The organism is Bradyrhizobium sp., assembly GCF_022844465.1.
Taxonomy (GTDB): Bacteria; Pseudomonadota; Alphaproteobacteria; order Rhizobiales; family Xanthobacteraceae; genus Bradyrhizobium.
In genome coordinates, this window is record NZ_JALHLP010000014.1 from 1 (window position 1) to 25,212 (window position 25,212).

The 25,212-nt window shown below is 64.2% G+C and carries 25 protein-coding genes; 7 read left to right on the forward strand and 18 right to left on the reverse strand.

The window, feature by feature from the left end:
* Window positions 1-197: 197 nt before the first annotated feature.
* Complete coding sequence (locus Q0D31_RS18345) at window positions 198-932, reverse strand: SDR family oxidoreductase (RefSeq protein WP_291854115.1); 735 nt, start codon at window positions 930-932, stop codon at window positions 198-200.
* Window positions 933-964: 32 nt separating this feature from the next.
* A complete protein-coding gene (locus tag Q0D31_RS18350; protein ID WP_291854117.1) occupies window positions 965-1,477 on the reverse strand; it encodes a GNAT family N-acetyltransferase in 513 nt (170 codons plus the stop codon).
* Between the two features lie 95 nt (window positions 1,478-1,572).
* Here Q0D31_RS18350 and Q0D31_RS18355 point away from each other — a divergent pair, with 95 nt between their 5' ends.
* Together Q0D31_RS18355 and Q0D31_RS18360 are read left to right on the forward strand one after the other, a co-directional pair.
* Window positions 1,573-2,352, forward strand: coding sequence for an SDR family NAD(P)-dependent oxidoreductase (locus Q0D31_RS18355; protein WP_291854119.1), 780 nt, complete (start codon window positions 1,573-1,575; stop codon window positions 2,350-2,352).
* Between the two features lie 98 nt (window positions 2,353-2,450).
* Window positions 2,451-3,338, forward strand: coding sequence for a TauD/TfdA family dioxygenase (locus Q0D31_RS18360; RefSeq protein WP_291854121.1), 888 nt, complete (start codon window positions 2,451-2,453; stop codon window positions 3,336-3,338).
* 107 nt (window positions 3,339-3,445) lie between these two features.
* Here Q0D31_RS18360 and Q0D31_RS18365 read toward each other — a convergent pair whose 3' ends face one another.
* The gene (locus Q0D31_RS18365) at window positions 3,446-4,096 is read right to left on the reverse strand and encodes a YqgE/AlgH family protein (RefSeq protein ID WP_291854123.1); all 651 of its coding nucleotides are present in this window, start codon (window positions 4,094-4,096) and stop codon (window positions 3,446-3,448) included.
* A gap of 136 nt (window positions 4,097-4,232) precedes the next feature.
* Here Q0D31_RS18365 and Q0D31_RS18370 point away from each other — a divergent pair, with 136 nt between their 5' ends.
* Entirely contained in the window at window positions 4,233-5,072 is an 840-nt protein-coding gene (locus Q0D31_RS18370) for a protein-disulfide reductase DsbD domain-containing protein (protein WP_291854125.1), read from the forward strand.
* Window positions 5,073-5,290: 218 nt separating this feature from the next.
* Window positions 5,291-6,658 carry a polysaccharide biosynthesis C-terminal domain-containing protein gene (locus Q0D31_RS18375; protein WP_291854127.1) on the forward strand — a complete coding sequence of 456 codons (1,368 nt, stop codon included), beginning with the start codon at window positions 5,291-5,293 and terminating at the stop codon, window positions 6,656-6,658.
* A gap of 43 nt (window positions 6,659-6,701) precedes the next feature.
* Here Q0D31_RS18375 and Q0D31_RS18380 read toward each other — a convergent pair whose 3' ends face one another.
* From Q0D31_RS18380 to cysG, 12 genes are all read right to left on the reverse strand, one after another.
* Entirely contained in the window at window positions 6,702-7,490 is a 789-nt protein-coding gene (locus Q0D31_RS18380) for a 3-hydroxybutyrate dehydrogenase (protein WP_291854129.1), read from the reverse strand.
* A 5-nt stretch (window positions 7,491-7,495) separates the two neighbouring features.
* The gene (locus Q0D31_RS18385) at window positions 7,496-8,671 is read right to left on the reverse strand and encodes a patatin-like phospholipase family protein (protein WP_291854131.1); all 1,176 of its coding nucleotides are present in this window, start codon (window positions 8,669-8,671) and stop codon (window positions 7,496-7,498) included.
* Window positions 8,672-8,809: 138 nt separating this feature from the next.
* Window positions 8,810-9,307, reverse strand: coding sequence for a CAP domain-containing protein (locus Q0D31_RS18390; protein ID WP_291854349.1), 498 nt, complete (start codon window positions 9,305-9,307; stop codon window positions 8,810-8,812).
* Window positions 9,308-9,410: 103 nt separating this feature from the next.
* On the reverse strand, window positions 9,411-10,460 hold the full coding sequence (locus Q0D31_RS18395) for a sulfate ABC transporter ATP-binding protein (protein WP_291854134.1): 1,050 nt from the start codon (window positions 10,458-10,460) through the stop codon (window positions 9,411-9,413).
* The gene (gene cysW, locus Q0D31_RS18400) at window positions 10,450-11,346 is read right to left on the reverse strand and encodes a sulfate ABC transporter permease subunit CysW (protein ID WP_291854351.1); all 897 of its coding nucleotides are present in this window, start codon (window positions 11,344-11,346) and stop codon (window positions 10,450-10,452) included. The genes Q0D31_RS18395 and cysW overlap by 11 nt, the downstream gene beginning before the upstream one ends.
* Window positions 11,347-11,425: 79 nt before the next feature.
* Entirely contained in the window at window positions 11,426-12,229 is an 804-nt protein-coding gene (gene cysT, locus Q0D31_RS18405) for a sulfate ABC transporter permease subunit CysT (RefSeq protein ID WP_291854353.1), read from the reverse strand.
* Window positions 12,230-12,292: 63 nt separating this feature from the next.
* Window positions 12,293-13,282, reverse strand: a complete 990-nt coding sequence (locus Q0D31_RS18410) for a sulfate ABC transporter substrate-binding protein (RefSeq protein WP_291854355.1) — start codon at window positions 13,280-13,282, stop codon at window positions 12,293-12,295.
* A 121-nt stretch (window positions 13,283-13,403) separates the two neighbouring features.
* Window positions 13,404-14,132 carry a phosphoadenylyl-sulfate reductase gene (locus tag Q0D31_RS18415; protein WP_291854136.1) on the reverse strand — a complete coding sequence of 243 codons (729 nt, stop codon included), beginning with the start codon at window positions 14,130-14,132 and terminating at the stop codon, window positions 13,404-13,406.
* Window positions 14,129-14,644, reverse strand: coding sequence for a DUF934 domain-containing protein (locus Q0D31_RS18420; RefSeq protein ID WP_291854138.1), 516 nt, complete (start codon window positions 14,642-14,644; stop codon window positions 14,129-14,131). The genes Q0D31_RS18415 and Q0D31_RS18420 overlap by 4 nt, the downstream gene beginning before the upstream one ends.
* On the reverse strand, window positions 14,631-16,286 hold the full coding sequence (locus Q0D31_RS18425) for a nitrite/sulfite reductase (RefSeq protein WP_291854140.1): 1,656 nt from the start codon (window positions 16,284-16,286) through the stop codon (window positions 14,631-14,633). Before Q0D31_RS18425 ends, Q0D31_RS18420 begins: the two co-directional genes overlap by 14 nt.
* A 34-nt stretch (window positions 16,287-16,320) precedes the next feature.
* Complete coding sequence (locus Q0D31_RS18430) at window positions 16,321-16,641, reverse strand: DUF2849 domain-containing protein (RefSeq protein ID WP_291854142.1); 321 nt, start codon at window positions 16,639-16,641, stop codon at window positions 16,321-16,323.
* Window positions 16,638-18,074, reverse strand: a complete 1,437-nt coding sequence (gene cysG, locus Q0D31_RS18435) for a siroheme synthase CysG (RefSeq protein ID WP_291854144.1) — start codon at window positions 18,072-18,074, stop codon at window positions 16,638-16,640. Before cysG ends, Q0D31_RS18430 begins: the two co-directional genes overlap by 4 nt.
* A gap of 244 nt (window positions 18,075-18,318) precedes the next feature.
* Here cysG and cysD point away from each other — a divergent pair, with 244 nt between their 5' ends.
* The 3 genes from cysD to Q0D31_RS18450 all read left to right on the forward strand — a co-directional run bounded on the left by cysD (window position 18,319) and on the right by Q0D31_RS18450 (window position 23,349).
* The gene (gene cysD / locus Q0D31_RS18440) at window positions 18,319-19,113 is read left to right on the forward strand and encodes a sulfate adenylyltransferase subunit CysD (protein WP_291854357.1); all 795 of its coding nucleotides are present in this window, start codon (window positions 18,319-18,321) and stop codon (window positions 19,111-19,113) included.
* 23 nt (window positions 19,114-19,136) lie between these two features.
* Window positions 19,137-21,053: an adenylyl-sulfate kinase gene (gene cysC, locus Q0D31_RS18445; RefSeq protein ID WP_291854147.1), complete on the forward strand. Its 1,917-nt coding sequence runs from the start codon at window positions 19,137-19,139 to the stop codon at window positions 21,051-21,053.
* Between the two features lie 133 nt (window positions 21,054-21,186).
* Window positions 21,187-23,349: a malate synthase G gene (locus Q0D31_RS18450; protein WP_291854149.1), complete on the forward strand. Its 2,163-nt coding sequence runs from the start codon at window positions 21,187-21,189 to the stop codon at window positions 23,347-23,349.
* A 72-nt stretch (window positions 23,350-23,421) separates the two neighbouring features.
* Here the strand turns inward: Q0D31_RS18450 and Q0D31_RS18455 are convergent, their stop codons facing one another.
* The 3 genes from Q0D31_RS18455 to Q0D31_RS18465 all read right to left on the reverse strand — a co-directional run bounded on the left by Q0D31_RS18455 (window position 23,422) and on the right by Q0D31_RS18465 (window position 25,071).
* Window positions 23,422-23,577, reverse strand: coding sequence for a Thivi_2564 family membrane protein (locus Q0D31_RS18455; RefSeq protein ID WP_291854151.1), 156 nt, complete (start codon window positions 23,575-23,577; stop codon window positions 23,422-23,424).
* A gap of 84 nt (window positions 23,578-23,661) precedes the next feature.
* Window positions 23,662-24,327 (reverse strand): DUF2865 domain-containing protein, encoded by a 666-nt coding sequence (locus tag Q0D31_RS18460; protein WP_291854153.1) that lies wholly within the window; start codon window positions 24,325-24,327, stop codon window positions 23,662-23,664.
* Between the two features lie 27 nt (window positions 24,328-24,354).
* Complete coding sequence (locus Q0D31_RS18465) at window positions 24,355-25,071, reverse strand: L,D-transpeptidase (protein ID WP_291854359.1); 717 nt, start codon at window positions 25,069-25,071, stop codon at window positions 24,355-24,357.
* Between the last annotated feature and the right edge of the window lie 141 nt (window positions 25,072-25,212).

Here is a 25,212-nt window from a genome sequence, read left to right on the forward strand (position 1 = left end):
GGCGCCGGCCCCATCCGCCGCGCCGCCGCGCGCACCCGGGGCGCCCGGTGTGCCGCGCCCGCCCGGCAGTGTCGGACGATCGGCGGAGGTCCCGCCGGGCAACGTCACGCGATAGCGACCGGAATTCCGCGATGGAGCGAAGCGCCGGCGAACCGAACTCCTAAAGCATTCCGGAAGCTTGGCTCACAGAACCTGGCTCACAGGATGAGACCGCCATCGACCACGATGGTCTGGCCGATGATGTAGGACGACAGCGGCGAGGCCAGGAACAGCGCGGCGCCGGCCATGTCGGCAGGCGTGCCAAGCCGCCGCAACGGGATTCGCCCCAGCGCGCCCTCGAGGCGCTTCGGATTGGCGGTGGTCGCCTTGGTCATCTTGGTGTCGACCAGCCCGGGCGCGATGCCGTTGACGCGGATGCCGTTCTCGGCCCACGCCTCGCCGAGCGTGCGGGTGAGGCCCACCGCGCCGGTCTTGGAGGCGTTGTAGGCCGGATTGCCCATGGTCGAATGATAGGCGGCGGTCGAACTGATGATGATCAGCGAACCCCTGCCGGCGCTCAGCATCGGATGAAACTTGGTCGCACAGGCCATCAGGCTCATCAGATTGACCTCCAGCACCTTGCGAAAGCCGTCCATTTCGAACTCGCCGCGGCGGTAGATCACCGCGCCCTGCGCCAGCACCAGCACGTCGAGTTTCTCGAACGGCGGTTTCAATGCCTCGATCGCCGGCGGGTTGCTGACGTCGAGTTGGAAATAATCCAGACCCTTGAGATGCGAGCCTTCGTCGGGCGAATAGTCCGCCGCAGACGCGCGGGTGCCGCAGACGGCGACGCGCGCGCCCTTGGCGCGAAAGGCCTGCGCGATGCCGTTGCCGATCCCGCTGGAGCCGCCCACCACCAGCACCTGCTTGCCGCTGAAATCCAGTTCGTTCATCCCCGCGATCCTTTTCTTGTTTGGTCCTGACCTCATCCTTCGTCGAGGAACTTGGCCATAAGAACCTCATCGTAATAACGTCCATCCTGCTTGAGGGCTCGCTTTTCGAGCCCGTATTCGACAAAGCCCATGGCGCCGTAGAGCCGGCGCGCTGCTGCGTTTTCGCTCACCACGGTCAGTTGAACCGTCTCCACACGCCCGCGCGCATGCTCGAGAACAGCGGCGACAAGCCTTTCTCCAAGACCCAGGTTTCGACCGGCGGCTCGAACATACATGCCCCAGAGTAGCGCCTTGTGCGCTTCCTTCGAACCTTCCTGCGCCGCATATCCGGCTATTCCCACGAGCGCCCCATCAAGGAATGCGCCGAAGACATCTGCGCGGACGACGACCGCTTCGAACCACGATAGCGGTTGCGCGTTCTCTCGCTCAAACGTGCTGCCGAAAGCCTCAGGGTTTCGCTTCAGGGCCTCCAGCCGGATATCTCTGTAGAGGCCAGCGTCCGACGGCCCCAGGTGACGGATCTGCAGGCCGCGAATACTGGTCACGTTTGCACCTCGTTTTGCCTTCGTTGACCTCTCTGCGGATCGGTGACAGCCTTGTCAATCCAGCAACGCAATCAGCATCCTGTCCGGGTCCCATCATGTCAGATTTCAAGCAGCTCAGCCGTTCGGTCAAAGGCCTGACCGTCCTCGTCACCGGCGCCGCCAGCGGCATGGGGCACGCCACGGCGCGGGTTTTCGCCGCCGATGGCGCCAACGTCGCCGTCACCGATATCAACGCCGAGGCGACCCAGGCCGTCGCCGGCGGGATCGCGGCAAGCGGCGGCAGCGCAAGAGCGTGGACGCTCGACGTCGCCGACCGCGACAACATCATCGCCGTCGTCGACGACGTCGCGGCGCATTTCGGCGGGCTCGACATCGTCGTCAACAATGCCGGCATCTCCGTGCGGGTCGCGATCGACGACGCGGGCTATGAGGACGCCTGGGCCCGGGGCCTGGCCGTGATGCTGACCGCGCACCCCCGCATCATCCGCGCCGCGCTGCCCTACCTGCGCCAATCGAAATCGCCGCGGATCGTCAACATCGCCTCCACCGAGGCGCTCGGCGCCACCGCCCTGCACAGCCCCTACTCCGCCGCCAAGGCCGGCGTGGTCGGCCTTACCCGTTCGCTCGCGGTCGAGCTTGGCCGCAACGGCATCACCGTGAACTGCATTTGCCCGGGACCTATCACCACCGGCATGACCGCCCGGATCGCCGACGAGCACAAGGCGATCTACGCAAGACGCCGGACCGCACTCGGCCGCTATGGAGACCCCGAGGAAGTGGCGCACATGACGCTGAGCCTGTGCCTGCCGGCCGCCTCGTTCCTGACCGGCGCGGTGATTCCCGTGGACGGCGGGTTGATGGCGCGAAACGCTTAGCGGACATGCGTTCGCGGCGTTGACTTGGGCGTGTCCGGGAGTAGTTTTTCCTGCAATCGGAGCGGGACGAACCGCCCGCCGCTTTCAGGAGAAACACCATGACGGTCACGATCCGGCAGCTTCATCCGGTGTTCTTCGGCGAGGTCTCGGGCGTTGATCTGCGCAAGCCCCTGACCCCGCAGGAGGCGGCGGACATCGAGGCCGGCATGGACAAATATGCCGTGCTGCTGTTCCGCAACCAGGACATCACCGACGAGCAGCAACTGGCCTTCGCGCTGAACTTCGGCGAGCGCGAGAGCGCGCGCGGCGGCACCGTGACCAAGAAGGAAGACTATCGGCTGACGTCGGGGCTGAACGACGTCTCCAACCTCGGCAAGGACGGCAAGCCGTTGCCGCGCGACAGCCGCACCCATCTGTTCAACCTCGGCAATTGCCTCTGGCATTCCGACAGCTCTTTCCGCCCGATCCCGGCCAAATTCTCGCTGCTGTCCGCGCGGGTGGTGAACCCCAAGGGCGGCAACACCGAGTTCGCCGACATGCGCGCGGCCTATGACGCGCTCGACGACGACACCAAGGCCGAAATCGAGGACATGATCTGCGAGCACTCGCTGATGTATTCGCGCGGCTCGCTCGGCTTCATGGATTACACCGACGAGGAAAAGCAGATGTTCAAGCCGGTGCTGCAGCGGCTGGTGCGCACCCATCCGGTGCATCGCCGCAAGTCGCTGTATCTGTCCTCGCACGCGGGCGCCATCAGGGGCATGAGCGTGCCCGAGGCGCGGCTGTTGCTGCGCGATCTGACCGAGCACGCCACCCAGCGGGAGTTCGTCCATGTCCACAAATGGACGCTGCATGACCTTGTCATGTGGGACAATCGCCAGACCATGCATCGGGTCCGGCGCTACGACCAGTCGCAACCGCGCGACATGCGCCGCGCTACGGTTGCGGGTACCGAACCGACGGTGACCCAGCAGGCGGCGGAGTAGAAACGTTGTCGCCCGCGGAGCCGGTCGATCCAGTAGACCCGGTCGTTGAAAATTGCGAATGCTGGTGATTACTGGATGCCCCGCTTTCGCGGGGCATGACGGCCGGGCTACGCGTGCCCGGCCTGGTTCGACAGCATGCCGGGATCGATCCCGATCTTGCGCAGCGCGCGCTGGTATTTTTCATCGACGTCGGCGCCGAAGATCAGGTCCGGATCGGCGTCGCAATGCAGCCAGCCATTGTGCTGGATCTCGTTTTCGAGCTGCCCCGGCGCCCAGCCGGCATAGCCCAATGCCAGGATCGCGTGCTTGGGTCCCGCACCCCTGGCGATCGCCTTGAGGATATCGACGGTCGCGGTCAGGCAAATGCCGCCATCGATGTTGAGCGTCGCATCCTTGATGAAGAAATCGCTCGAATGCAGCACGAAGCCGCGGCCGGTATCGACCGGACCGCCCTTCAGCACCTTCATGGTTTCGGCGTTCTCCGGCAGCTTGATCTGGTCCGCCTTCTCGATGATTTCGAGCTGCACCAGCAATCCGGGAAAATCGATGCTTCCGGCCGGGCGATTGACGATGATTCCCATCGCCCCTTCGGACGAGTGCGCGCACATGTAGATGACGGAGCGCTCGAAACGCGGATCGCCCATGACCGGCATGGCAATCAGCAGCTGGCCGTCCAGATAGCCGTCGTCGGACGCATTGTCGCCAATACCGGCGGCTTTGCGGCGAACGGGCTTCGGTGTCTTGCCTTCAGGGCTCATCCGCAAAGGCCTCTCATCATGGTTGATATCCTGATATCGGGTGCGGTTACTGTCAATCAACCATCCACCGCCATTTCGGCTGGCGATCACACGCAATTCAATGGTTTGCGCCCGGACTTGCCTGTAAAGGTGTCACATGAACGTGACAGTTCCCTTGCGTACCCTCCTGGGTGTCGCCGCCTCGGTGGTTGCCGCCTGTGCGACGATAGAGGTTCGCGCCGAGGACGCCTCGCCCTGGCAACGCGATACGCATTCCGCCCTCCGGTTGCTGGCGGGATCGCGTAGCGGCGCAGTGCTGCTGGGCGGCGTCGCCATCCAGTTGCAGCCGGGCTACAAGACCTACTGGCGGACACCCGGAGATTCCGGCGTCCCGCCCCGCTTCGACTTCTCCAAGTCGGACAATGTTGATTCCGTCACCGTGTTGTGGCCGGCGCCCACGAAGTTCGACGACGGCGCCGGCGGCACGGCGCTGGGCTACAAGCGGCAGGTCGTGCTGCCGCTGCGGATTGTGGCGAAAAGCGCCGACAAACCCGTGACGCTGCGCGCCCACATCAGTTACGCGGTTTGCGACAAGCTCTGTATTCCCGTCGAGGCTAACGCCGAACTCGCCTTTGCCAGCGTCGCCAGCACCGAGGACGGGGCGCTTTCCGAAGCGCTCAATGCGGTGCCGAAGCCCGCCAATGTCGGCGATCCCAACCCGCTGACCATCCGCGGCGTCAGGCGCGAGGGCAAGACCAGCGTGCTGGTCGATGTCGCCGCGCCCGACGCGCGCGACGTCAGCCTGTTCGTGGAGGGACCGACAGCGGACTGGGCGCTGCCGATTCCACGGCTCGTCGACCCTGCCTCGCCCGGCATGAAGCGCTTTGCCTTTGAACTCGAGGGCCTGCCGCCCGGCATCAGCCCTGACGGCGCCGCGCTCAAGCTGACGCTGGTCGGCGGCGACCGCGCCTATGAATTCAATGTCACCTTGAATTGACCCAAAGGGTCATTCCGGGGCGCACGAAGTGCGAACCCGGAATCTCGAGATTCTCAGGTGCGCAATTGCGCACCGTAGTTCGATGCTCCGCATCGCCCCGGAATGACCAATGCGAAGAATGCTCACCCAGAAGAATGCTCACCCAACCGAATCTTAACGACTCGTTGATACATCCGGCCATCGCCGCCGTCGCGCGGCGCATTTCGGGATGTTCCGGTTTGGCCGTGATGGATCCGCAATCCGCAACCGCTTCGCCCGCCGGCCCGATCGCGCGGCTGCGCGCCCTGCTGGGCGGCTCCAGCGAGGCTTCGGTCACCAGGCGGCTCGCCGGCACGATATTCATCATCCGCGCGGTCAGCGCGGCGCTGGCCTATTTCGCCCAGATCCTTCTCGCGCGCTGGATGGGCGGCTCTGATTACGGCATCTACGTCTACGTCTGGACCTGGGTGCTGCTGCTCGGCAGCATGATGGATTTCGGCATCGCGGTGTCGGCGCAGAAGATCATTCCGGAACACCGCACCCGCGGCGAACATGCGCTGCTGCGCGGCTTCCTGTCCGGCAGCCGCTGGATGACGTTCGCGGTCTCCGCCGTCGCCTCGCTGCTGCTGGCCGGCCTCGTGAAGGTATTGTCGCCCTGGATCGACGCCAACACCATCGTCCCGCTCTATGTCGGCTGCCTCACACTGCCGGCGTTCGTGCTCGCCAATACCCAGGACGGCATCGCCCGCTCGCATGACTGGATGCGGCTCGGCCTGATCCCGCAATTCATCGCGCGCCAGTCGCTGATCGTCGGCCTGACCGCCGGCGCCTTCGCGCTCGGCTTCGATCTCGGCGCCACCGCCGCGATGCTGGCAAGCGCCGCCGCGGTCTGGATCGCGATGATCGGCCAGATGATCGTGCTCAACCGCAGGCTCGGCCGCCATGTCGAGCCGGGCCCCAGGGCCTATGACTTCCGCGGCTGGCTTGCGGTCTCGCTGCCCATCCTGATGGTCGAAGGCTTCTACCTCTTGCTGTCCTACACCGACATATTGCTGCTGCAGCAATTCCGTTCATCGGAAGAGGTCGGCGTCTATTTCGCCGTGGTGAAGACGCTCGCGCTGGTCTCCTTCATTCACTATGCGATGGCGGCGACGACCGCGCACCGCTTTGCCGAGTATCATGCGCTCGGCGACAAGGCGCGGCTGGCAGCCTATGTGACGCACGCGATCCAGTGGACGTTCTGGCCGTCACTGGCGGCGACCATCGTGCTGCTGGCGCTGGGCAAACCGCTGCTGTGGCTGTTCGGTCCGACATTCGTCGCGGGTTACGACATCATGTTCATTGCCGCCGTCGGACTCCTGGTGCGCTCCGCGATCGGCCCGGTCGAGCGGCTGCTCAACATGCTCGGCCATCAGCATATCTGCGCCCTGGCCTATGGCCTGACCTTTGTCCTGAACGTGGCGCTGTGCCTGATGCTGGTGCCTCGCTACGGCGGCCACGGCGCGGCGGCCGCGACCTCGATGGCGCTGGCGTTCGAGACCGCGCTCCTGTTCTGGATCGTGCGCAAGCGGCTCGGGATGCACGTGCTGGCGTTCGGCAAGCGCTGATCCGAACAAGGCGCTGTCGGCCTTGCTCGAAAGCCGTGCGACGCTACGCGGCGGTCCATCCGCCGTCGATCGAGAGGTTGGCGCCGGTGATCTGGGCGGCGTCGTCGCCGCACAGGAACAGCGCCAGCGCGGCAACCTGCTCGGAGGTCACGAACTCCTTGGTCGGCTGCGCCGTCAGCAATACGTCCTGGATGACCTGCTGCTTGGTGAGGCTGCGCGCCTTCATGGTGTCGGGAATCTGCTTCTCGACCAGCGGCGTCCAGACATAGCCCGGGCTGATGCAGTTGCAGGTGATCTTGAAGGTCGCAAGCTCCAGCGCCACCGTCTTGGTGAGGCCGGCGATGCCGTGCTTGGCCGAGACGTAGGCCGACTTGAACGGCGAGGCAACCAGCGAATGCGCGGAAGCCGTGTTGATGATGCGGCCCCAGCCGCGCTTCTTCATGCCGGGGACGACGGCGCGAATGGCATGAAATGCCGCCGACAGGTTGATCGCGATGATCGCATCCCATTTCTCGATCGGAAACTCCTCGACCGGCGACACGAACTGGATGCCGGCATTGTTGACGAGGATGTCGACCGAACCGAAAGCGCTCTCGCCGAGCGCGATCATTTCGGCGATCTCGGCGGGCCTGGCCATGTCGGCGGGCGAATGCAGGGCGCGGACCTTGAAATCGGTCTCGATGCCCGATCGCTCGCGCTCGATATCGGCCGGCACGCCCATGCCGTTGAGAACGATATTGGCGCCGGCGCCGGCGAACGCCCGCGCATAGGCCAGCCCGATGCCGCTGGTGGAGCCGGTCACGACCGCGGTCTTGCCTTTCAGCGAACCCATTCCATTCACTCCTGCTTTTCTTTAGAGGCCGGGGAATCGTCCCGCGTCATGTCGTAGGTCATCATGGTCTCCTGGGGTTGCGGACGTTCCAGCCAATCCTTGTGGCGCATCGACAAATGAACGTCGCGAACGCCGGCTTCCCAGTGTTCGACCATGCCGACATGGGAAAAGTCGTAATCCTTGGACGAGGATTCGTGGATCTTGCTGCGGTAGATCAGATGCACCACGGTAACGGTGTTTTCCTTGGCCGCGTTGCACAGGATCTCCACCGACGGATCGTTCCTGAGATCATCGGGCAGCTTTGCCAGCAGGTCGCGTAGCGCCTTGCGCGTGTTGTGTACCTGCTTGTTCTTGTCGGTGTTCAGGCGGGTGCGGCTGGAGTAGCGGATGTCTTTCTCGCGCTCGGCGGCGTCCAGCAACGAGGTCGGCAATTCGCCGCGGGCGCTGAACAGGTCGATCTGGAAGATCAGAAGGTCGCGGCGGGTTTCCTCGACCAGCACGTAGTCGAGCGGGGTGTTGGAAGCGATGCCGCCGTCCCAATAATGCTCGCCCTCGATTTCGACGGCAGGAAATCCCGGCGGCAGCGCGCCGGAAGCCATGATGTGCTCGGGCCCGATCTTCTTGCCGAGCTTCCTGAACTCGAAGTTGTCGAAGTATCTGAAATTGCCCGACGTGACACCAACCGCGCCGACGCTCAGCCGGGTCTTCAGGTCGTTGATGCGGTCGAAATCGACCAGCCGTTCCAGCGTCTTCTTCAGCGGCGCGGTGTCGTAATAGCTCTGCGATTGCGGGCTGCCCGGCGGCCACAGCGGCGCCGGGGGAATCCGCGGCGTGAAGAATCCGGGCACGCCGAAAGTGGCGATCAACGCCGCGCTGGCCTCGTTGAACAGCGAGCGCGCGCGGTCGCCCGGCGCGACCGGCTTCCATGGCACCGGCGAGGACACCATCTCCCAGAATTCCTTCAGCCGCTCGACGCGCGTCTCGCCTTCGTTACCGGCAATGATCGCGGCGTTGATGGCGCCGATCGAAATGCCCGCGATCCAGTCCGGCTCGAACCCCGCGCCGCACAACGCCTGATAGGCGCCGGCCTGATAGGAGCCGAGCGCGCCGCCGCCCTGCAGCACCAGCACGCGCTGCGCGTTGGCGGGCGTGGTTGCCGGCGGCAAACTTGAAGAATCCATCGTGACCGTCAATCAGAAGGCAATGATGCCGGCACCGTGGCGGCAGTTCGCGACGGCGTCAATTAACGACAACGAAAGCAGGGATCAAGTCGGGTTTATCGCCCGGGCTCGGGCGGGAGGCCCGTAAATACATCGGCTTCAGGTTGACGCCAGAATGAGCGTCCAGAACACCTTGTACTTGGTGTTGGGCGCATAGATCGCGGCGATGCCCAGTTTTGTGACACCGCTCTTGAGCATGTTGGCCTTGTGCGGCGGCGAGTCGCGCCATCCCGAAAACGCTTCCGCCAGCGTGTGATAGCCGGCCGATACGTTTTCGACGGCCAGTTTGGCGGGGTAGCCGGACGCCCCCAGTCGCTTGTCCAGCGGACCCTTGACGTCGTGGTCGAGCTTGTTGCGGCTGGCCATGGCCTGCGACTGCTGTTCCGCCAGCTTCATCAGGTCGGGATCGACCACCACGCCGCCCAAGCCGTTGTTTTGCCGATACTGCGAGATCATCGAGGCGGCGGCCTGCGGATCTAGCGTCGCGCCACCATTGGCCATGCTCAGATACATGGTCGGCTGGTCGGGCGTCCTGGTGTCGGCCATGCAGCCGCCCAACGCCAGAATTCCGATAATCGCGACAATTGCGCGCATAATTTCCCTCGATTGAGCCCGCGTTGTTGCATACCAACCGTGGCTGAATAGTGAACGCGGAAGCAATTGAGGGGCATTCCGGAGTGCGGAAAAGACAACCTTGTCGTCAATCCTGGGCCGCGAAAATCCGGTAGCGGCGCGGCTGCAGGCCGATGATCTCGCCGGGCTGCAGTTCCCGGTCCCGCGGCGCATCGATCTCGATCACGGTCTTGCCCTCCCCGCCGGTCAGGGCGACCTCCGCCCGCTGGATCGGGCCGAAGGAGCGGACCCGGCGCACCGCACCCTCCAGCGAGCCGGTTCCGGCCGGCCCGATCGCCATGTCGTGGCGGCGGATGAACAGCCTCGAGGCGCCGGAAGCGGCGCCATCGCTGCCAATGTTCAGCGGCCGCCCGCCGAGCCGCACTGACCCGCCGCTGACCTCCACCGGCAGCACGATGGATTCGCCGATGAAGCCGTGGACGAAGGCGGAGGCCGGATGGTCGTAGACCTCGCCCGGCGTCCCGATCTGCTCGATGCGGCCCTTGTCCATCACCACCACCCGATTGGCGACTTCGAGCGCCTCCTCCTGGTCGTGGGTGACGAAGATCGAGGTGACGTGGATTTCCGAATGCAGCGAGCGCAGCCATTGCCGCAGTTCCTTGCGCACCTTGGCGTCGAGCGCGCCGAACGGCTCGTCGAGCAGCAGGATGCGTGGCTCGATCGCCAGCGCGCGCGCCAGCGCGATGCGCTGACGCTGGCCGCCGGACAATTGACTGGGATAGCGATTGGCCAGCCAGTCGAGTTGCACCAGATCCAGCAATTCCTTGACGCGGGCGCGGATCGCCGCTTCGTCCTTGCGAATGGCGCGGGGCTGCACGCGCAAACCGAAGGCGACGTTCTCGAACACCGTCATGTGGCGGAACAGCGCATAATGCTGGAACACGAATCCGACATGGCGTTCGCTGGCGCCATGTCCGAGCGCGTTTTCACCGTCGATCCAGACTTCGCCGGCGTCGGGCCAGTCGAGGCCTGCAATGATCCGCAGCAGCGTCGTCTTGCCCGAGCCGGACGGACCGAGCAGCGCCAGCAGCTCGCCCTTGCCGACTTTCAGATCGACATGGTCGAGGGCTGCGAAAGCACCAAACTTCTTGACGATATTCCTGACTTCAATGGTCACGCGGGATCTGTCCTTCGTCCAGCCGCCGTTCTAGCACGATTTTCACGATCAGCGTGATCAACGCCAGCATCGCCAGCAACGAAGCAATCGCAAACGACGCCACAAATTGATATTCATTGTAGAGAATCTCGACAAGTAGCGGCATGGTGTTGGTCTCGCCGCGGATATGACCCGACACGACCGACACCGCGCCGAACTCGCCCATGGCGCGCGCATTGCATAGCAGCACACCATACAATAGGCCCCATTTGATATTGGGCAGAGTGACGCGGAAGAACGTCTGCAGGCCAGACGAGCCCAGCGAGATCGCAGCTTCCTCCTCGTGCGTGCCCTGCTCCTGCATCAGCGGGATCAGCGATCGGGCGACGAAAGGAAACGTCACGAAGATCGTCGCCAGCACGATGCCCGGCAAGGCGAACAAAACGTGGATGTCGTGCGCCTGCAGCCAGGCGCCCCAATAGCCCTGGGCGCCGAACAGCAGCACGAAAACCAGCCCCGAGATGACCGGGCTGACCGAGAACGGCAGGTCGATCAGCGTGATCAGGAAGGTCTTGCCGCGAAAATCGAACTTTGCGATCGCCCACGCCGCCAGCACGCCGAACACCAGATTGAGACTGACGGAGATCGCCGCCACCAGCAAGGTCAGCTTGATCGCCGAAATCGCCTCCGGCTCGGCGAGAGCGGCAAAGTAAGGACCGATCCCGCTGGAAACGGCGGATGCGAACACCACCAGCAGCGGCAGCACGACGAAAATCGTGAGGAAGGACACCGCGAGCACAATGATGATGAAGCGGACCGGTCCGGGCTCGCTCCGCAGGTCGATGGAGCGGGCGAGCGGGCGCGCACGGTCGCTCGGCTCGGGATGGGCCGGCGCGGAGGCGGTCATATCTGCCATGGAAGCATAGGCCCGCATCGGGTTGGCGGGGGCCGCGAAGCTTGATGGCGTGGACATCGACCGACCCTCGCTACGCCGGTATGCGGACTTGCGCCCAGCGTTGCAGGCGATTGACGACGAGGATGATCAGGAACGAGGCCAGCAGCATGATGACGGCGATCGCCGTGGCGTCGGCATAGCGAAACTCGGAAAGCCGGATCACAATCAGCAGCGGCGCGATCTCCGACACGTTTGGCAAATTGCCGGCAATGAAGATGACCGAACCGTACTCGCCGACCGCGCGTGCGAACGCCAGCGCAAATCCGGTCAACAGCGCCGGCGCAAGGCTTGGCAGGATGACGCGGAAGACGGTATGCCAGCGACGGGCGCCGAGGCTCGCGGCGGCCTCCTCGATTTCGGGGTCGAGATCAATCAACACCGGCTGCACGGTGCGGACCACGAAGGGAATCCCGATGAAGACCATCGCAACAAAAATCCCGATCGGCGTGAAAGCGACCTTGATCCCCAGTTCGGCCAGCGGCGCGCCGAGCCAGCCCTTCTGCGCGAACAGCTGCGTCAGCGCCACCCCCGCCACCGCGGTCGGCAGCGCAAAGGGTATATCGACAACAGCATCGAACAGCCGCCGGCCCGGAAACCGATACCGCACCAGCGCCCAGACGACGATGGTTCCCATCACCAGATTGACGCAGGCCGCGGCGAAGGAAAGCCCGAACGAAATCTTCAGCGCGTTCAGCGTTCGAGGGTTGGTGAGGATGTTCCAGAACTGTTCGGGCGAGAGTTCGAGGGTCTTGAGAAAAAGGCCGGCGAGCGGGATCAGGATGATGACCGACAGCCATGTCAGCGTCAGGCCCATGGTGAGACCGAACCCTGGCAGGCTGCTGCGCCGCGCGACCGCTGTGCTCACCAATTTCCCCGTTTCCGCTCTGCGTCCGCCGGTTCAGTTCTTGTAGATCTGGTCGAAGATGCCGCCTTCGCTGAAGTGAACCTTCTGCGCCTGGGTCCAGCCGCCGAAACCGTCGTCAATGGTGAAAAGTTCAACCCTGGCGAACGATTTCTCGTATTGTCTCGCCACCTCTGTATCACGCGGACGATAGAAATTCCGCGCGGCGATTTCTTGACCCCGCCTGGTGTACCAATAGTTCAGATACGCCTCGGCCACGGCGCGGGTGCCCTTCTTGTCGGCAACCCGATCAACCAGCGCCACCGGTGGCTCGGCAAGGATTGACAGCGGCGGCACCACGATCTCGAGCCTGTCCTTGACGTATTCGCGCTGCGCCAGCAATGCCTCGTTCTCCCAGGCCAGCAACACGTCGCCGACGCCGCGCTCGACAAAGGTCATGCTGGAACCGCGGGCGCCGGTATCGAGCACCGGCACGTTCCTGAAGAGCTCGCCGACAAATCGTTTCGCCTGCTCGGCCGAGCCGAATTTCCTTTCGGCGTAGCCCCAGGCCGCCAAATAGTTCCAGCGCGCGCCGCCCGAAGTCTTCGGGTTCGGGGTAATCACCCGGACGCCGGGTCTGATCAGATCGTCCCAGTCCTTGATGCCCTTGGGATTGCCCTTGCGCACCACGAACACAATCGTCGAGGTGTAGGGCGAGGCATTGAGCGGCAGCCGCTTCTGCCAGTCGGCCGCAATCAGGCCCCTGGCGGCGATGGCGTCGATGTCATAGGCCAGCGCCAGCGTGACAATATCCGCCTGCAGGCCGTCGATCACGCCGCGCGCCTGCGAGCCCGAACCGCCATGCGATTGCTTGATCGCGACCCGCTTGCCGGTTTCTTTCTGGTAGGCCGCCGCGAACGCCTTGTTGAAGTCGGCATAGAGCTCGCGCGTCGGGTCGTAGGAAACGTTCAGCAAGGTGAAATCGGCGGCGACCACCGAACTCGCCCACAGCAATCCCGCAAGAAACGGCAGAATGCGATGCACCATCTCGATCCACACCCGGCCTGACGAGGGCGTCGTCACCAGCAGGGACCATACCAATGGCGGATCGCGCTTCAAGTCAATGAAACCGCTTCTCGTTGTCTTGCCAAGCCACAACACCAGAATTCTATGCCGTCTTCGTCGCATGAATGCCGCATTCCGTCTTGGTTCTGCCGCGCCAGCGGCCGGCGCGTGCGTCTTCACCGGGCGCGGTTCGGCTGGAGCACGGCATGCATCCGACCGACAGATAGCCCGAGGCGACCAGCGGATGCGGCGGCAGCCTTGCGCTCCCGTAGATCGCTTCGATTTCCTCGCGCGAAACATTGGCGAACGGGTTGAACTTCAATCTCGGGCCGTCGTCCTCGACAACGGGGATTTGCGCCCGCGCGCCGCCCTGAAAGCGCTTTCGCCCGTTGATCCACGCTGAAAACGGTTCCAGCGCCCGCGCCAGCGGCTCCACCTTGCGGATACGGCAGCAGGCGTCGGGATCGGCGAACCACAAATCGCGGTTGGGGTCTTCGCGTAACAACGTCTCCTCAACTGGCTCGACCGAGCGAACGTCGCGCAAGCCGAGCCTGGCAATCAATACGTCGCGATAGGCAAGCGTCTCCTCGAACAACCAACCGGTGTCGAGGAAAAAGACGGTAATTGCCGGATCGACATCCGCCATCACCTTGAGCAGCGCCGCCGACTCCGTCCCGAACGACGAGACCAACGCAACTTGCCCGCGGCCGAAGGCCCTCAGCGCGGCTTCGATGACCTCCGCCGGCGAAGCGGCGCGCAAGGCGTGGTCGAGCTCCTGCGCCGGCGAAGTGTCCGCTGCATCGGGAATCAGGGCTTGCGCGGTCTTGCTCACGGGCGGGCCATCTCCTGACGACGCAACTGCATCCGCCGATGGAGCGCGGTGACGCGGCCATCGCCGGTCGGCTGGTAGAACACCGAGTAACGGCTCGCGGTGGCGGCAAACGCCACCGCGTCGCCGTCCTTCCTGACGTCGAAAACATCGAAGCCGGCGCGCAGCATGAAAAGAAACTGGTCGCGCAGCACCTGTCCGGTGGCGCGAAGTTCGCCTGTGAAGCCATGACGCTCGCGCAGCAGCCGTGCCTGGCTATAGGCGCGTCCGTCGCGGAACGACGGAAACACCAGTGCGACCGCGGCCAACCGGCCGAGATACGGCACGAGATCGTCGATGTCCCGGTTATTTGGCCAGATCACGCCGAGCTTGCCGTTATGCTTGAGAGTCGCTTCAGGATCGTCGAAAAACCGCGCCGCCGAAACCAGGATCGCGCCGTCGCCCGGCAATTCGGCGCTCTCCCCGACATGGGCGAACGAGTCGGCTGCAATTCTTCCGTCCTTAACGAGTGGCATAGACCCGCTCCCTGAATGGTTCGACGCCGAGCCGCTTCACGGTATCGACGAACAGCTCGTCGGGGCGTACGCGCAGGGCGAGATAGGCTTCGACAATATCTTCGATCACGTCAGCGACCTCGCCATAGGGAACCGCCGGACCGATCAAGGCGCCGATCCGCGCCTCCTCGTCGGCGCGACCGCCGATGGTGATCTGGTAGAATTCCTCGTCGTTCTTTTCGACGCCGAGAATGCCGATGTGGCCGACATGGTGATGGCCGCAGGCGTTGATGCAGCCGGAAATGTTAATGTGCAGGCGGCCGATCAGATTGGCGGTGTCATGATCGGCGAAGCGCCGCGTCAGTTCCTGCGCGATCGGGATCGAGCGCGCATTCGCCAGCGAGCAATAGTCCAGCCCCGGGCAGGCGATGATGTCGGAAACGAGGTTGACGTTCGGTGTCGCGACGCCGATCTTGTCCAGTGCCTTCCACAGCGCCGGCAGATCGCGCCTGGCGACATGTGGCAGCACCAGGTTCTGCTCGTGACCGACGCGAATTTCGCCGAAGGAATACTTCTCGGCAAGATCGGCGATCGCCTCCATCTGGTCAGCGGTGGCGTCACCGGGGGGACCACCCACCGGTTTCAGCGACAGCGTCGCGATCGAATATCCCTGCACCTTGTGCGTGAATACCGAGTTGCGGCGCCATGCCTCGAAATGCGGGTCGTGCGCCGCCTTCTTCAACTCGTCGGGCATGTGCGGCAGCTTCTCGTACGCCGGATAGAAGAAGCGTGAGCGGATTTCCTCGATCATGGAATCATCGAGCATCAGCGCGCTGCCGCGCATCTGGCGCCACTCGTCTTCGACTTCCCTGGCGAACACCTCGATGCCGAGCTCGTGCACCAGGATCTTGATGCGCGCCTTGTAGATGTTGTCACGACGGCCATACTGGTTATAGACGCGCAGGATCGCCTCGACATAGCTGAGAATATCGCGGCCGTGGACGAACGGCTTGATGGTCCTGGCGATGAACGGCGTGCGGCCGAGGCCGCCGCCGACCAGCACCTCGAACCCGGTTTCGCCTTCCGCGTTCTTGCGCAGTCGCAGGCCGATGTCGTGGACCTTGATCGCAGCGCGGTCGTGCGCGGAAGCCGTGATCGCGATCTTGAACTTGCGCGGCAGGAACGAAAACTCCGGATGCAGCGTGGTGTGCTGGCGCAGGATTTCCGACCAGATGCGCGGATCCTCGACCTCGCCCGGCGCGACGCCGGCCCATTGGTCCGAGGTGACGTTGCGCATATTGTTGCCGGAGGTTTGCATCGCGTGAATATCGACCTCGGCAAGCTCGGCCAGCGCATCCGGCAGTTCAGCCAGCTTGATCCAGTTGAACTGGATGTTCTGCCGGGTGGTGAAATGGCCGTAGCCCCGGTCATAGCGGCGCGCGATACGGGCCAGCACCCGCAACTGTTTCGACGACAGCGTGCCGTAGGGAATGGCAACGCGAAGCATGTAGGCGTGCAGTTGCAGATAGACGCCGTTCTGCAACCGCAGCATCTTGAATTCGTCCTCGGTGAGTTCGCCGGAAAGCCGGCGTTTCACTTGGTCGCGGAATTCGGAAACCCGTTCGTCGATCAGCGTGCGATCGATCTCGTCATATGCGTACATGGTGGGTCAACCTTGATGGGCTGGACGTGATGGATCACGGTTGGGCGGGAGCCGCGAGGTCGATGGTGACCCCTGCGGAGCGGATATGTTCGCGCAGATTGCCCGGCTTGATGACGCCGTCATCCCCGACCTCGACCGGCGCGATATAGGCGCCGATCGCGCCGACGTCATCGGCGTTGGCTTCGTTCAGCAGCACCCGCGCCTCATCGGAAGCGCGAACGATGGCGGCGTCCGACAAGTTCGCCGACCAGCCTTGCTGCGCGGTGCGATAGATCACGACGCCGTCAAAGGCGCGGTTGGCGGTCACCATCGAGGGGCCGGTAATCCTGATTTTCTGTTGAAGCGGAGAGGTCATTCGGCGGCATCCAGCAGTTTGGAGAATACCTGGTTGAGGTTTGACTGGCGCCACGGCGCGGAATGCGCGACGACGTCGCCAATGATGAGGATGGCGGGACCGCGGTCGATCTTCTCGACCAGCGCCGGGAGATCTTCCAGCGTGCCGACCGCGGCCTGCGCGTCCGGCCGCGTCACCCGCGCGAACACGCCGACCGGCGTATGCGTCGGCCGACCCGCGGCGAGAAGCCCCGCGCGAATGGTCGTCGCCGCCGTCACGCCCATATAGACCACGATGGTCATCTTGCTGTCGGTCAGGACCGACCAGTCGACGGCCTCGGCATCCCTGGCCTTGTGTGCGGTGAGGAACGTGATGCGCAGCGCCTCATGCCGGTAGGTGAGCGGCGTTTCGAACTGCGCGGCGGCGCCGAGGCCTGCGGTGATGCCGGGCACCACCGAACAGGCGACGCCGGCCGCGCGCAACGCGTCGATTTCCTCGCCGCCACGGCCGAAGATAAAGGGATCGCCGCCCTTCAGCCGCACCACGCGCTGGCCGGCCTTTGCGGCGTCGATCAGCAACCGGTTGATTGCGTCCTGGCCGATGCCGGGCTTGCCGATGCGGCGGCCGACCGGAATGCGCGAGGCGTCGCGGCGCACGCGATCGAGAATTTCCGGCGACACCAGTTCATCGTAAAAGACGACGTCGGCATCCTGCAGCGCGCGCAGCGCCTTGATGGTGAGCAGGTCGGGATCGCCAGGTCCGGCGCCGACCAGCGTCACCCTGCCCTCGGCCTTGCCCGAATCCAGCGCGCCGGCGAAAGCGGAGGGATCGGCGATCTGCTTCAGCGCGCTTTCAGCTTCCGCGGTGCGCCCGGCGAGGACGAGCGCGCCGATCGGACCATCGACGACCCGCTCCCAGAAACGACGCCGCAACGAGAATTCCGGAATGCGCGCATGCATCGATTTGCGGAATCCACCGATGAAGGCGGCGAGATCGCCGATGCGCGCCGGCAGCACCGCCTCGATTCGCTCGCGGACCCGGCGCGCGACCACCGGCGAGGTTCCGCCGGTGCCGATGGCGACGACAACGTCGCCGCGATCGACGATCGCAGGAAAGATGAAACTGGAGTGCGCGAGGTCATCCATCACGTTGACGGGCAGGCCGACCGCCCTGGCGCGTGCCGACATCGCGACGCCGACGTCACCAGCGCCGGCACACAGCACGGCCATCACCCCGGACAAATCGGCCGTCAACGGATCGCCGGTCGCACATTCGATCCGCGCGGCATCCCCAGCATCGAGCCCTGAGACATCATGGCTGCCGTCGGTCGCAAACCAGCGGATGGTGGCTCCGGCTGACGCCAGCAGGCGCAATTTCGCGCGTACCAGTTCGCCGGCTCCGACGAGCAGCACGACGCCGCTTTGCAGATCAAGGAACACCGGGAGGAATCGCATGCGGGACTCGCTTCCCCGGATTCTCGGGGCTTGACTGGAATTATTTTCTATATATGTCTCATCAAGTGGCCGTAAAGAGAAATTTATTTCTTCTCTACTGCACCGCAACTATAGAATTTTCCACCTCCCAGGCCAAGGCCAAGAGATGCATCTTCTCAACCCCAGCAGCGACGCAGCTGACGACTTAGCCAACGGCTCCGCTATCCGATCCATTCTCACCGACATCCCGCTGTCGCCTCCCGCGATGGATCATCTCGATGCGCTCGAGGCTCAGAGCATCTACATCCTCCGCGAAGCCTTCGCGCGGCTGAAGAAGCTCGCGCTGCTGTGGTCGCTGGGCAAGGATTCCAACGTGATGATCTGGCTGGCGCGCAAAGCCTTCTTCGGTCGCGTGCCGTTTCCTGCACTCCACGTCGATACCGGCAAGAAGTTTCCGGAGATGTACGCGTTTCGCGATCGCTATGGAAAAGAGTGGAATCTCGATCTCAAGGTCGAGCTGTGCCCGCCGATCGACGACGTCGATCCGACCTTGCCGCCGGCCGCGCGTTCCGCCGCCCGCAAGACCGAAGGGCTCAAGCTTGCGCTGAACAAATACGGGTTCGACGGCTTGATCGCCGGTATCCGTCGCGATGAAGAACCCACCCGCGCCAAGGAGCGGGTGTTTTCGCCGCGCGGGCCGGGAGGCGGCTGGGATGTGCGCGATCAACCGCCGGAATTCTGGGATCAGTTCAACGCCGCGCCGCCGCCGGGCGCTCATCTGCGCGTCCACCCGATCCTGCATTGGACCGAAGCCGACATCTGGGCCTATACCAGGCGCGAGAACATTCCGATCATTCCGCTGTATCTCTCCAGGGACGGCAAGCGTTATCGCTCGCTGGGCGACCAGGACATCACCCATCCGGTGGCCTCGACCGCTTCCAGCATCGACGAGATCCTGATCGAGCTCGACGGCAGCAAGGTGCCAGAGCGCGCCGGCCGCGCACTTGATCACGAAACCGAAGACGCTTTCGAGCGGCTGCGCGTCGCCGGCTATCTCTGACGGACATGGGTGTGAGCGCAGCGATGAACATGATTCTTCCGGCAAGCGTTTCGGCGACGCCGAACGGCACCACCCGCCCGCAGGTTCGCATCGTCATTGTCGGCCATGTCGACCACGGCAAGTCCACCCTGGTCGGACGCCTGCTCCATGAAACCGGCAGCCTGCCTGACGGCAAGCTTGACATGCTCAAGGCCGTCAGCGCGCGGCGCGGCATGCCGTTTGAATGGTCGTTCCTGCTGGATGCGCTGCAGACCGAGCGCGACCAGGGCATCACCATCGACACCACGCAAATCCGCTTCCGCACCCGTTCCCGCGATGTCGTGCTGATCGACGCGCCCGGCCATGCCGAGTTCCTGCGCAACATGATCACCGGCGCTGCGCAGGCCGATGCTGCGGTGCTGATCATCGACGCGCTGGAAGGCGTGCGCGACCAGACCCGCCGGCACGGCTATCTGCTGCAGCTGTTGGGAATCAAGCAGGTCGCGGTCGTCGTCAACAAGATGGACCGGGTCGATTTCGGCGCCGCGCGTTTCAACGCGATCAGCGACGAGATCTCGGCGCATTTGACCAGACTCGGCGTAACGCCGTCGGCGGTGATTCCGATCTCGGCGCGCGATGGCGACGGCGTCGCCGCGCGCACCCCGCGGATCGGCTGGTACCAGGGCCCGAGCGTGGTCGAGGCGCTCGACGCGCTCGAACCGGCGCGGCCGCTGCATCAGCTGGCGCTGCGGCTGCCGGTGCAGGCGGTTTACAAGTTCGACGATCGCCGCATCGTCGCGGGCCGGGTCGAATCCGGCAGCCTGAGCGCCGGCGATGAGATCGTCATCATGCCCGCCGGCAAGATCGCGAAGGTCAAAAGCGTTGAGAGCTGGCCGGAGACGCTGCATGGCAGCAGCCACGGCGCCGGCCGCTCGGTCGGCATCACGCTCGACCGCGAGCTGTTCGTCGAGCGTGGCGACGTCATCGCCCACGCCGGCGCGACCCCGTGCGATACGCGCCGGATTCGCGCCCGGGTCTTCTGGCTCCACGAAAAGCCGCTGTCGAAAGGCGATCAAATCCTGATCCGGCTGGGCACGCGGGAAAGCCGCGCCAGCGTGGTTGCGATCGAGAAGGTGGTGGATCCCGGCTCGCTCTCTCACGCGCAAACCGAATCAATCGCGCGCAGTCACGTCGGCGAAATCGACCTTTCGCTGGCGCAGGCGGTCGCGGCCGACCCTTACGGGGAAAATCCGCGCACCGGGCGGCTGGTGATCGAGGTCAACGGTCGCATCGCCGGCGGCGGTATCGTGCTCGCGGTTGACGCCGGGCAGCGCACCGTTCCGGTTGACATCGTGCCGGTGGAAAGCGCGTTGCGCCCCGAGGAGCGCTCGGCGCGCTACCGACACAATGGCGCGGTAATCTGGCTGACGGGCCTGCCCGCTTCAGGCAAATCAACGCTCGCCCGTGCACTGGAGCGCCGGCTGTTCTCCCGCGCCGGGTCGCCCATCCTGCTCGACGGCGACACGCTGCGCGCCGGGCTCAGCAGCGATCTCGGTTTCTCGGCGCAGGATCGCAGCGAAAACATCCGACGCCTCGCCGAAGTTGCCGCCCATCTGGCGCGCAACGGCCATATCGCCATTGTCGCCGCGATATCGCCTGCGGCCGAGGATCGCGCCGCGGCGCGCCGCATCGCAGCTACATCCTTCCGCGAAATCTACGTCGCGACTCCGGCCGAGATCTGCGAGAGCCGCGATCCCAAGGGCCACTACGCCAAGGCGCGCGCCGGTTCGCTGCAGGCGTTCACCGGGATCGACAACGGCTATCAGCCGCCAGCCGGCGCAGACCTGGAAATCGACACCTCGGCCCGAACAGTTTCGGACGCGACCGATGCGATCGAACGGATGCTGGCCGAGAGCGGCATTCTGCTCGACGAACCGGTCGATCTGGCGGCCAATGTCTAGGCCTTTTAGACCCTTCTCATCGACCCGGCTTTAGGGCTAAAAGGGCGGCCAGCGCAGCCCCTTTCTGGCGCTTTTTTGCTGCTTTTCCCTGAAAACAGCCGCCAAACGCCACTTCTTTTGAGAAAGCCCCTCCATGAATCGTGTCGATGCCCACGGATTGAAGATCGCCGCTGTCCTGTTCGATTTCATCGCCAAGGAGGCGACCCCCAAGACCGGCATTGCACCCGACGCGTTCTGGGCCGGTCTTGCCGCCATCATCAGGAAATTGGGGCCGAAAAACCGTGAGCTGCTCGCGTTCCGCGACGCGCTGCAGGCCAAGATCGACGGCTGGCACCGCGCCCACAAGGGCAAGCCGTTCGATATGGACGCCTATACGGCCTTCCTCAAACAGATCGGCTATCTGTTGCCGGAGCCGGCGACGCAACAGGTCGAGACAGCAAATGTCGACGAGGAAATCGGCAAGATCTGCGGGCCGCAGCTCGTCGTTCCGCTGACCAACGCCCGCTATGCGCTGAACGCGGCGAACGCGCGCTGGGGCAGCCTGTATGATGCCCTGTACGGCACCGACGCGATCCCGCACGACCCGGCCGAGGCTGGCCGGGGCTACAACAAGGCGCGCGGCGACAAGGTGATCGCCAAGGCCAAGGCCTTTCTCGATGCCGCCGTGCCGCTAGCGGCCGGCAGCCACAGTGAAGTCACCTCCTACGCGGTGGCGGCCGGGCGATTGGCCGTCAAACTGAAGAGTGGTGAGGCGACCGGCCTGAAATCGGCCGCGCAGTTCGCAGGCTTCCAGGGCGAGGCCGCCCAGCCGACCGCGATCCTGCTGGTCAACAACGGCATGCATATCGAGATCAGGATCGACCGCGGTCACGCGATCGGCAAGGACGACCCGGCCGGCGTCGCCGATATGATCCTGGAATCGGCGGTGTCCACCATTCTCGACATGGAAGATTCGGTCGCCACCGTCGATGCCGAGGACAAGGTGCTGGTCTATCGCAACACGCTCGGCCTGATGAACGGCACGCTCTCGGCCGATTTCGAAAAGGGCGGCAGGACGGTCAAGCGTTCGCTCAATCCCGACCGCGTCTACAGGACGCCCGACGGCAAGGAACTCACGCTGCACGGCCGCAGTCTTTTGCTGATGCGCAATGTCGGCCATCACATGTTCACCGACGCCGTGCTCGACGAGAAGGGCGAAGAGATTCCGGAGGGCCTGCTCGACGCTGCGGTCGCCGGCCTGCTTGCGATCCACGACCTCAAGGGCTTTTCGAAGACCAAAAACAGCCGCACCGGCTCGGTCTACATCGTCAAGCCGAAGATGCACGGCCCTGACGAAGTCGCGCTGACGTGTGAACTATTCGGCGAAGTCGAGAAGCTGCTAGGCCTGCCGGAGAACACCATGAAGGTCGGCATCATGGACGAGGAACGCCGCACCACGGTCAATCTCAAGGCCTGCATCCAGAACGCCTCCAAGCGCATCTGCTTCATCAACACCGGCTTCCTCGACCGCACCGGCGACGAAATTCATACCTCGATGGAAGCGGGTCCGATGATCCGCAAGAACGACATGAAGGCGCAGCCCTGGATCAAGGCCTATGAAGACTGGAACGTCGACATCGGCCTGATCGACGGCCTGCCCGGCCACGCCCAGATCGGCAAGGGCATGTGGGCGGCGCCCGACAAGATGGCCGACATGCTGACCCAGAAGCTCGTCCACCCCCAGGCCGGCGCGACCACCGCGTGGGTGCCATCGCCGACCGCGGCCACGCTGCACGCGCTGCATTATCACCAGGTCAACGTTCAGGCCCGCCAGCAGGAACTTGCCAAAGGCGGCCCGCGGGCGAAACTGAAGGACATCCTCACCATTCCGGTATCGCAGTCGAACTGGGCGCCCGACGACGTCAAGCAGGAGATCGACAACAACTGCCAGGGCATCCTCGGCTACGTGGTGCGCTGGATCGATCAGGGCGTCGGCTGTTCCAAGGTGCCCGACATCCACGATGTCGGCCTGATGGAAGATCGCGCGACCTTGCGAATATCCAGCCAGCATCTTGCGAACTGGCTGGTGCATGGCGTCGTCAGCAAGGAGCAGGTGATGGAGTCGCTGAAGCGAATGGCGGTCGTGGTCGACGGCCAGAACAAGGGCGATCCGCTCTACAAGCCGATGGCCCCCGCCTTCGACGGCATCGCCTTCAAGGCGGCCTGCGATCTCATCTTCAAAGGACGCGAACAGCCGAACGGCTACACCGAATACATCCTCACCGCCCGCCGACGCGAGGCCAAGGCGGCGGGTTGAGCTGCGGTCACAACGTGGTTCGGGAGCATCGCTCAAGCCCCGGAAGCAGCCGTGGTCTTGGAGCCAAACGGGCTATATCACGGAAATATATCGCAAAAGCGAGATCACGCCGAGAATGATCACCACGACGCGGGCGATCTGCTTCGCGCGGCCGTCAAGCGGCAAGAGATTGATGAGATAGAGGACAAGAATAACGACCAGGAACGTGATGAGTATGCTGACGAGCATGCCGGCCCCCTGTTGCAAGCCGCGGAAATGCGGTGTTTGCGCCTGATAACGTCAACGGGGGCTTGGGGTTCCGTTGCGGGAACCTCAATTCTGGCTGCTGTCACTGCGTGCCACGATCCGCACGCGATCATACTGGGCGCGCACCCGCTCGGAAGCGGGTGAGAAATTCAGCCCAGCACCCCGTCTGTCGCCGCTGCGGCCGGCGACCAAGAGGCCATTTTCGCCGGCGACGATGTCGCCCTTGCGCAGAGTCGGATCGTTCTCGATCTTGACCGGCGCCAACCCGATCTGGTCCTTGCCATTACAGGTGCATCCGCTGACGATTTCCTCGCGGAAGCGGAAGGCGTTGGGCATGTCAGAATAGGTCTTGCCGTTCTGCGCCGCGGCGCTGTCGATGCTGCTGCCATAAAATACCCTGGTTTCGCTCGCGGGGCAGAAGCTCTTGCAGGAAGCCACGCGGCTTGCATTGTCGGACCCGTTCACCGGAAAGAAACGTCCGTCGCAAGTGCGCACGCAAAACGCCTGGCTGCCGCCCGCGTAACGGGGGCGCGGTTCGGCGCGGGGGACGGAAACCGAACGGTCGTCTCTGGCATACGGCATCGATATATAAGGCTGGCGGACGTGCGGCCCGTCAAACCCGCCGAACAGCTGCGAGAAGAAGTCCTGCGCCTGCGCAGCCGGGGCCAGCGCGCATGCCAATGCCAGCGCTGCCGCAGCCCATGCCGCCGGTTTTCCAGATAGCGTCTGCATTTGCGTCTCCTGCTCCCGCGTGGGGCGTCAATTGAGCTGTGACAATGTCGCGTTCATCGCGTGGCGACCCGACGTCAACGTGACTACCGGAGATGATGGCGCGCGAGCCGGGCGGATCGCGTTGCGGGACCGTGCATCGGTACCGCGCGCGAGCACCGGCGCCTGGTTCGGCAGCACCACGACCTTGGTGCCGACATTGACGCGGCTGAACAGATCGGTGACGTCTTCATTGGTCAGGCGAATGCAGCCGCTGGAGACGAACTTTCCGATCGTCGAGGGATCATTGGTGCCGTGAATGCGATAGTGGCTGGTGCCCAGATATAATGCGCGCGCGCCGAGCGGATTGCCGGGACCGCCCGCCATGAATCGGGGCAGATAAGGCTGCCGGGCGATCATCTGGGCCGGCGGTCTCCAATCGGGCCATTCTGCCTTTCGACTGACAGTTTGCACGCCCGACCAAGTGAAGCCTTCTCGGCCAACGCCGACGCCGTAACGGATCGCGCGACCCTGGCCAAGGACGTAATACAGAGCGGTGTTGCCGGTATCGATGATGATGGTACCGGGCGTTTCGCTGGTGCTAAACGCGATGACGGCGCGCCGAAGCCGTTCGGGGCGCGCTCCGTCCTCGTTCGATATTTCGTCCAAGGGATAGGTTAGCGGCTCAGCAGATGCATAGCCGAGCACCTGCGCGCTTGCCGGGCTCACGGGTGCTGCAAGGAAGACTGCGCCCAACACGGCGCCCATTACGACAAGTGTTTGCGCGGCGCGTGACGACGCCTGACGATCGATCGACTGTTGCATGGGATGCCTCAATGGCGATGCGCATCATATGATGCTCTCCCGAAATCAACGTCCCCGACGGTCGGTTGTTCCCCGCGCGGATGG

Excerpts from the sequence above, each read along its gene's own strand:
- Q0D31_RS18345 (WP_291854115.1), bottom strand. The coding sequence starts at position 932 with ATGAACGAACTGGATTTCAGCGGCAAGCAGGTGCTGGTGGTGGGCGGC.
- Q0D31_RS18355 (WP_291854119.1), top strand. The coding sequence starts at position 1,573 with ATGTCAGATTTCAAGCAGCTCAGCCGTTCGGTCAAAGGCCTGACCGTC.
- Q0D31_RS18360 (WP_291854121.1), top strand. The coding sequence starts at position 2,451 with ATGACGGTCACGATCCGGCAGCTTCATCCGGTGTTCTTCGGCGAGGTC.
- Q0D31_RS18365 (WP_291854123.1), bottom strand. The coding sequence starts at position 4,096 with ATGAGCCCTGAAGGCAAGACACCGAAGCCCGTTCGCCGCAAAGCCGCC.
- Q0D31_RS18370 (WP_291854125.1), top strand. The coding sequence starts at position 4,233 with ATGAACGTGACAGTTCCCTTGCGTACCCTCCTGGGTGTCGCCGCCTCG.
- Q0D31_RS18380 (WP_291854129.1), bottom strand. The coding sequence starts at position 7,490 with ATGGGTTCGCTGAAAGGCAAGACCGCGGTCGTGACCGGCTCCACCAGC.
- Q0D31_RS18385 (WP_291854131.1), bottom strand. The coding sequence starts at position 8,671 with ATGGATTCTTCAAGTTTGCCGCCGGCAACCACGCCCGCCAACGCGCAG.
- cysW (WP_291854351.1), bottom strand. The coding sequence starts at position 11,346 with ATGACCGCCTCCGCGCCGGCCCATCCCGAGCCGAGCGACCGTGCGCGC.
- Q0D31_RS18410 (WP_291854355.1), bottom strand. The coding sequence starts at position 13,282 with ATGGTGCATCGCATTCTGCCGTTTCTTGCGGGATTGCTGTGGGCGAGT.
- Q0D31_RS18420 (WP_291854138.1), bottom strand. The coding sequence starts at position 14,644 with ATGCCACTCGTTAAGGACGGAAGAATTGCAGCCGACTCGTTCGCCCAT.
- Q0D31_RS18425 (WP_291854140.1), bottom strand. The coding sequence starts at position 16,286 with ATGTACGCATATGACGAGATCGATCGCACGCTGATCGACGAACGGGTT.
- Q0D31_RS18430 (WP_291854142.1), bottom strand. The coding sequence starts at position 16,641 with ATGACCTCTCCGCTTCAACAGAAAATCAGGATTACCGGCCCCTCGATG.
- cysG (WP_291854144.1), bottom strand. The coding sequence starts at position 18,074 with ATGCGATTCCTCCCGGTGTTCCTTGATCTGCAAAGCGGCGTCGTGCTG.
- cysD (WP_291854357.1), top strand. The coding sequence starts at position 18,319 with ATGGATCATCTCGATGCGCTCGAGGCTCAGAGCATCTACATCCTCCGC.
- cysC (WP_291854147.1), top strand. The coding sequence starts at position 19,137 with ATGAACATGATTCTTCCGGCAAGCGTTTCGGCGACGCCGAACGGCACC.
- Q0D31_RS18450 (WP_291854149.1), top strand. The coding sequence starts at position 21,187 with ATGAATCGTGTCGATGCCCACGGATTGAAGATCGCCGCTGTCCTGTTC.
- Q0D31_RS18455 (WP_291854151.1), bottom strand. The coding sequence starts at position 23,577 with ATGCTCGTCAGCATACTCATCACGTTCCTGGTCGTTATTCTTGTCCTC.
- Q0D31_RS18460 (WP_291854153.1), bottom strand. The coding sequence starts at position 24,327 with ATGCAGACGCTATCTGGAAAACCGGCGGCATGGGCTGCGGCAGCGCTG.
- Q0D31_RS18465 (WP_291854359.1), bottom strand. The coding sequence starts at position 25,071 with ATGGGCGCCGTGTTGGGCGCAGTCTTCCTTGCAGCACCCGTGAGCCCG.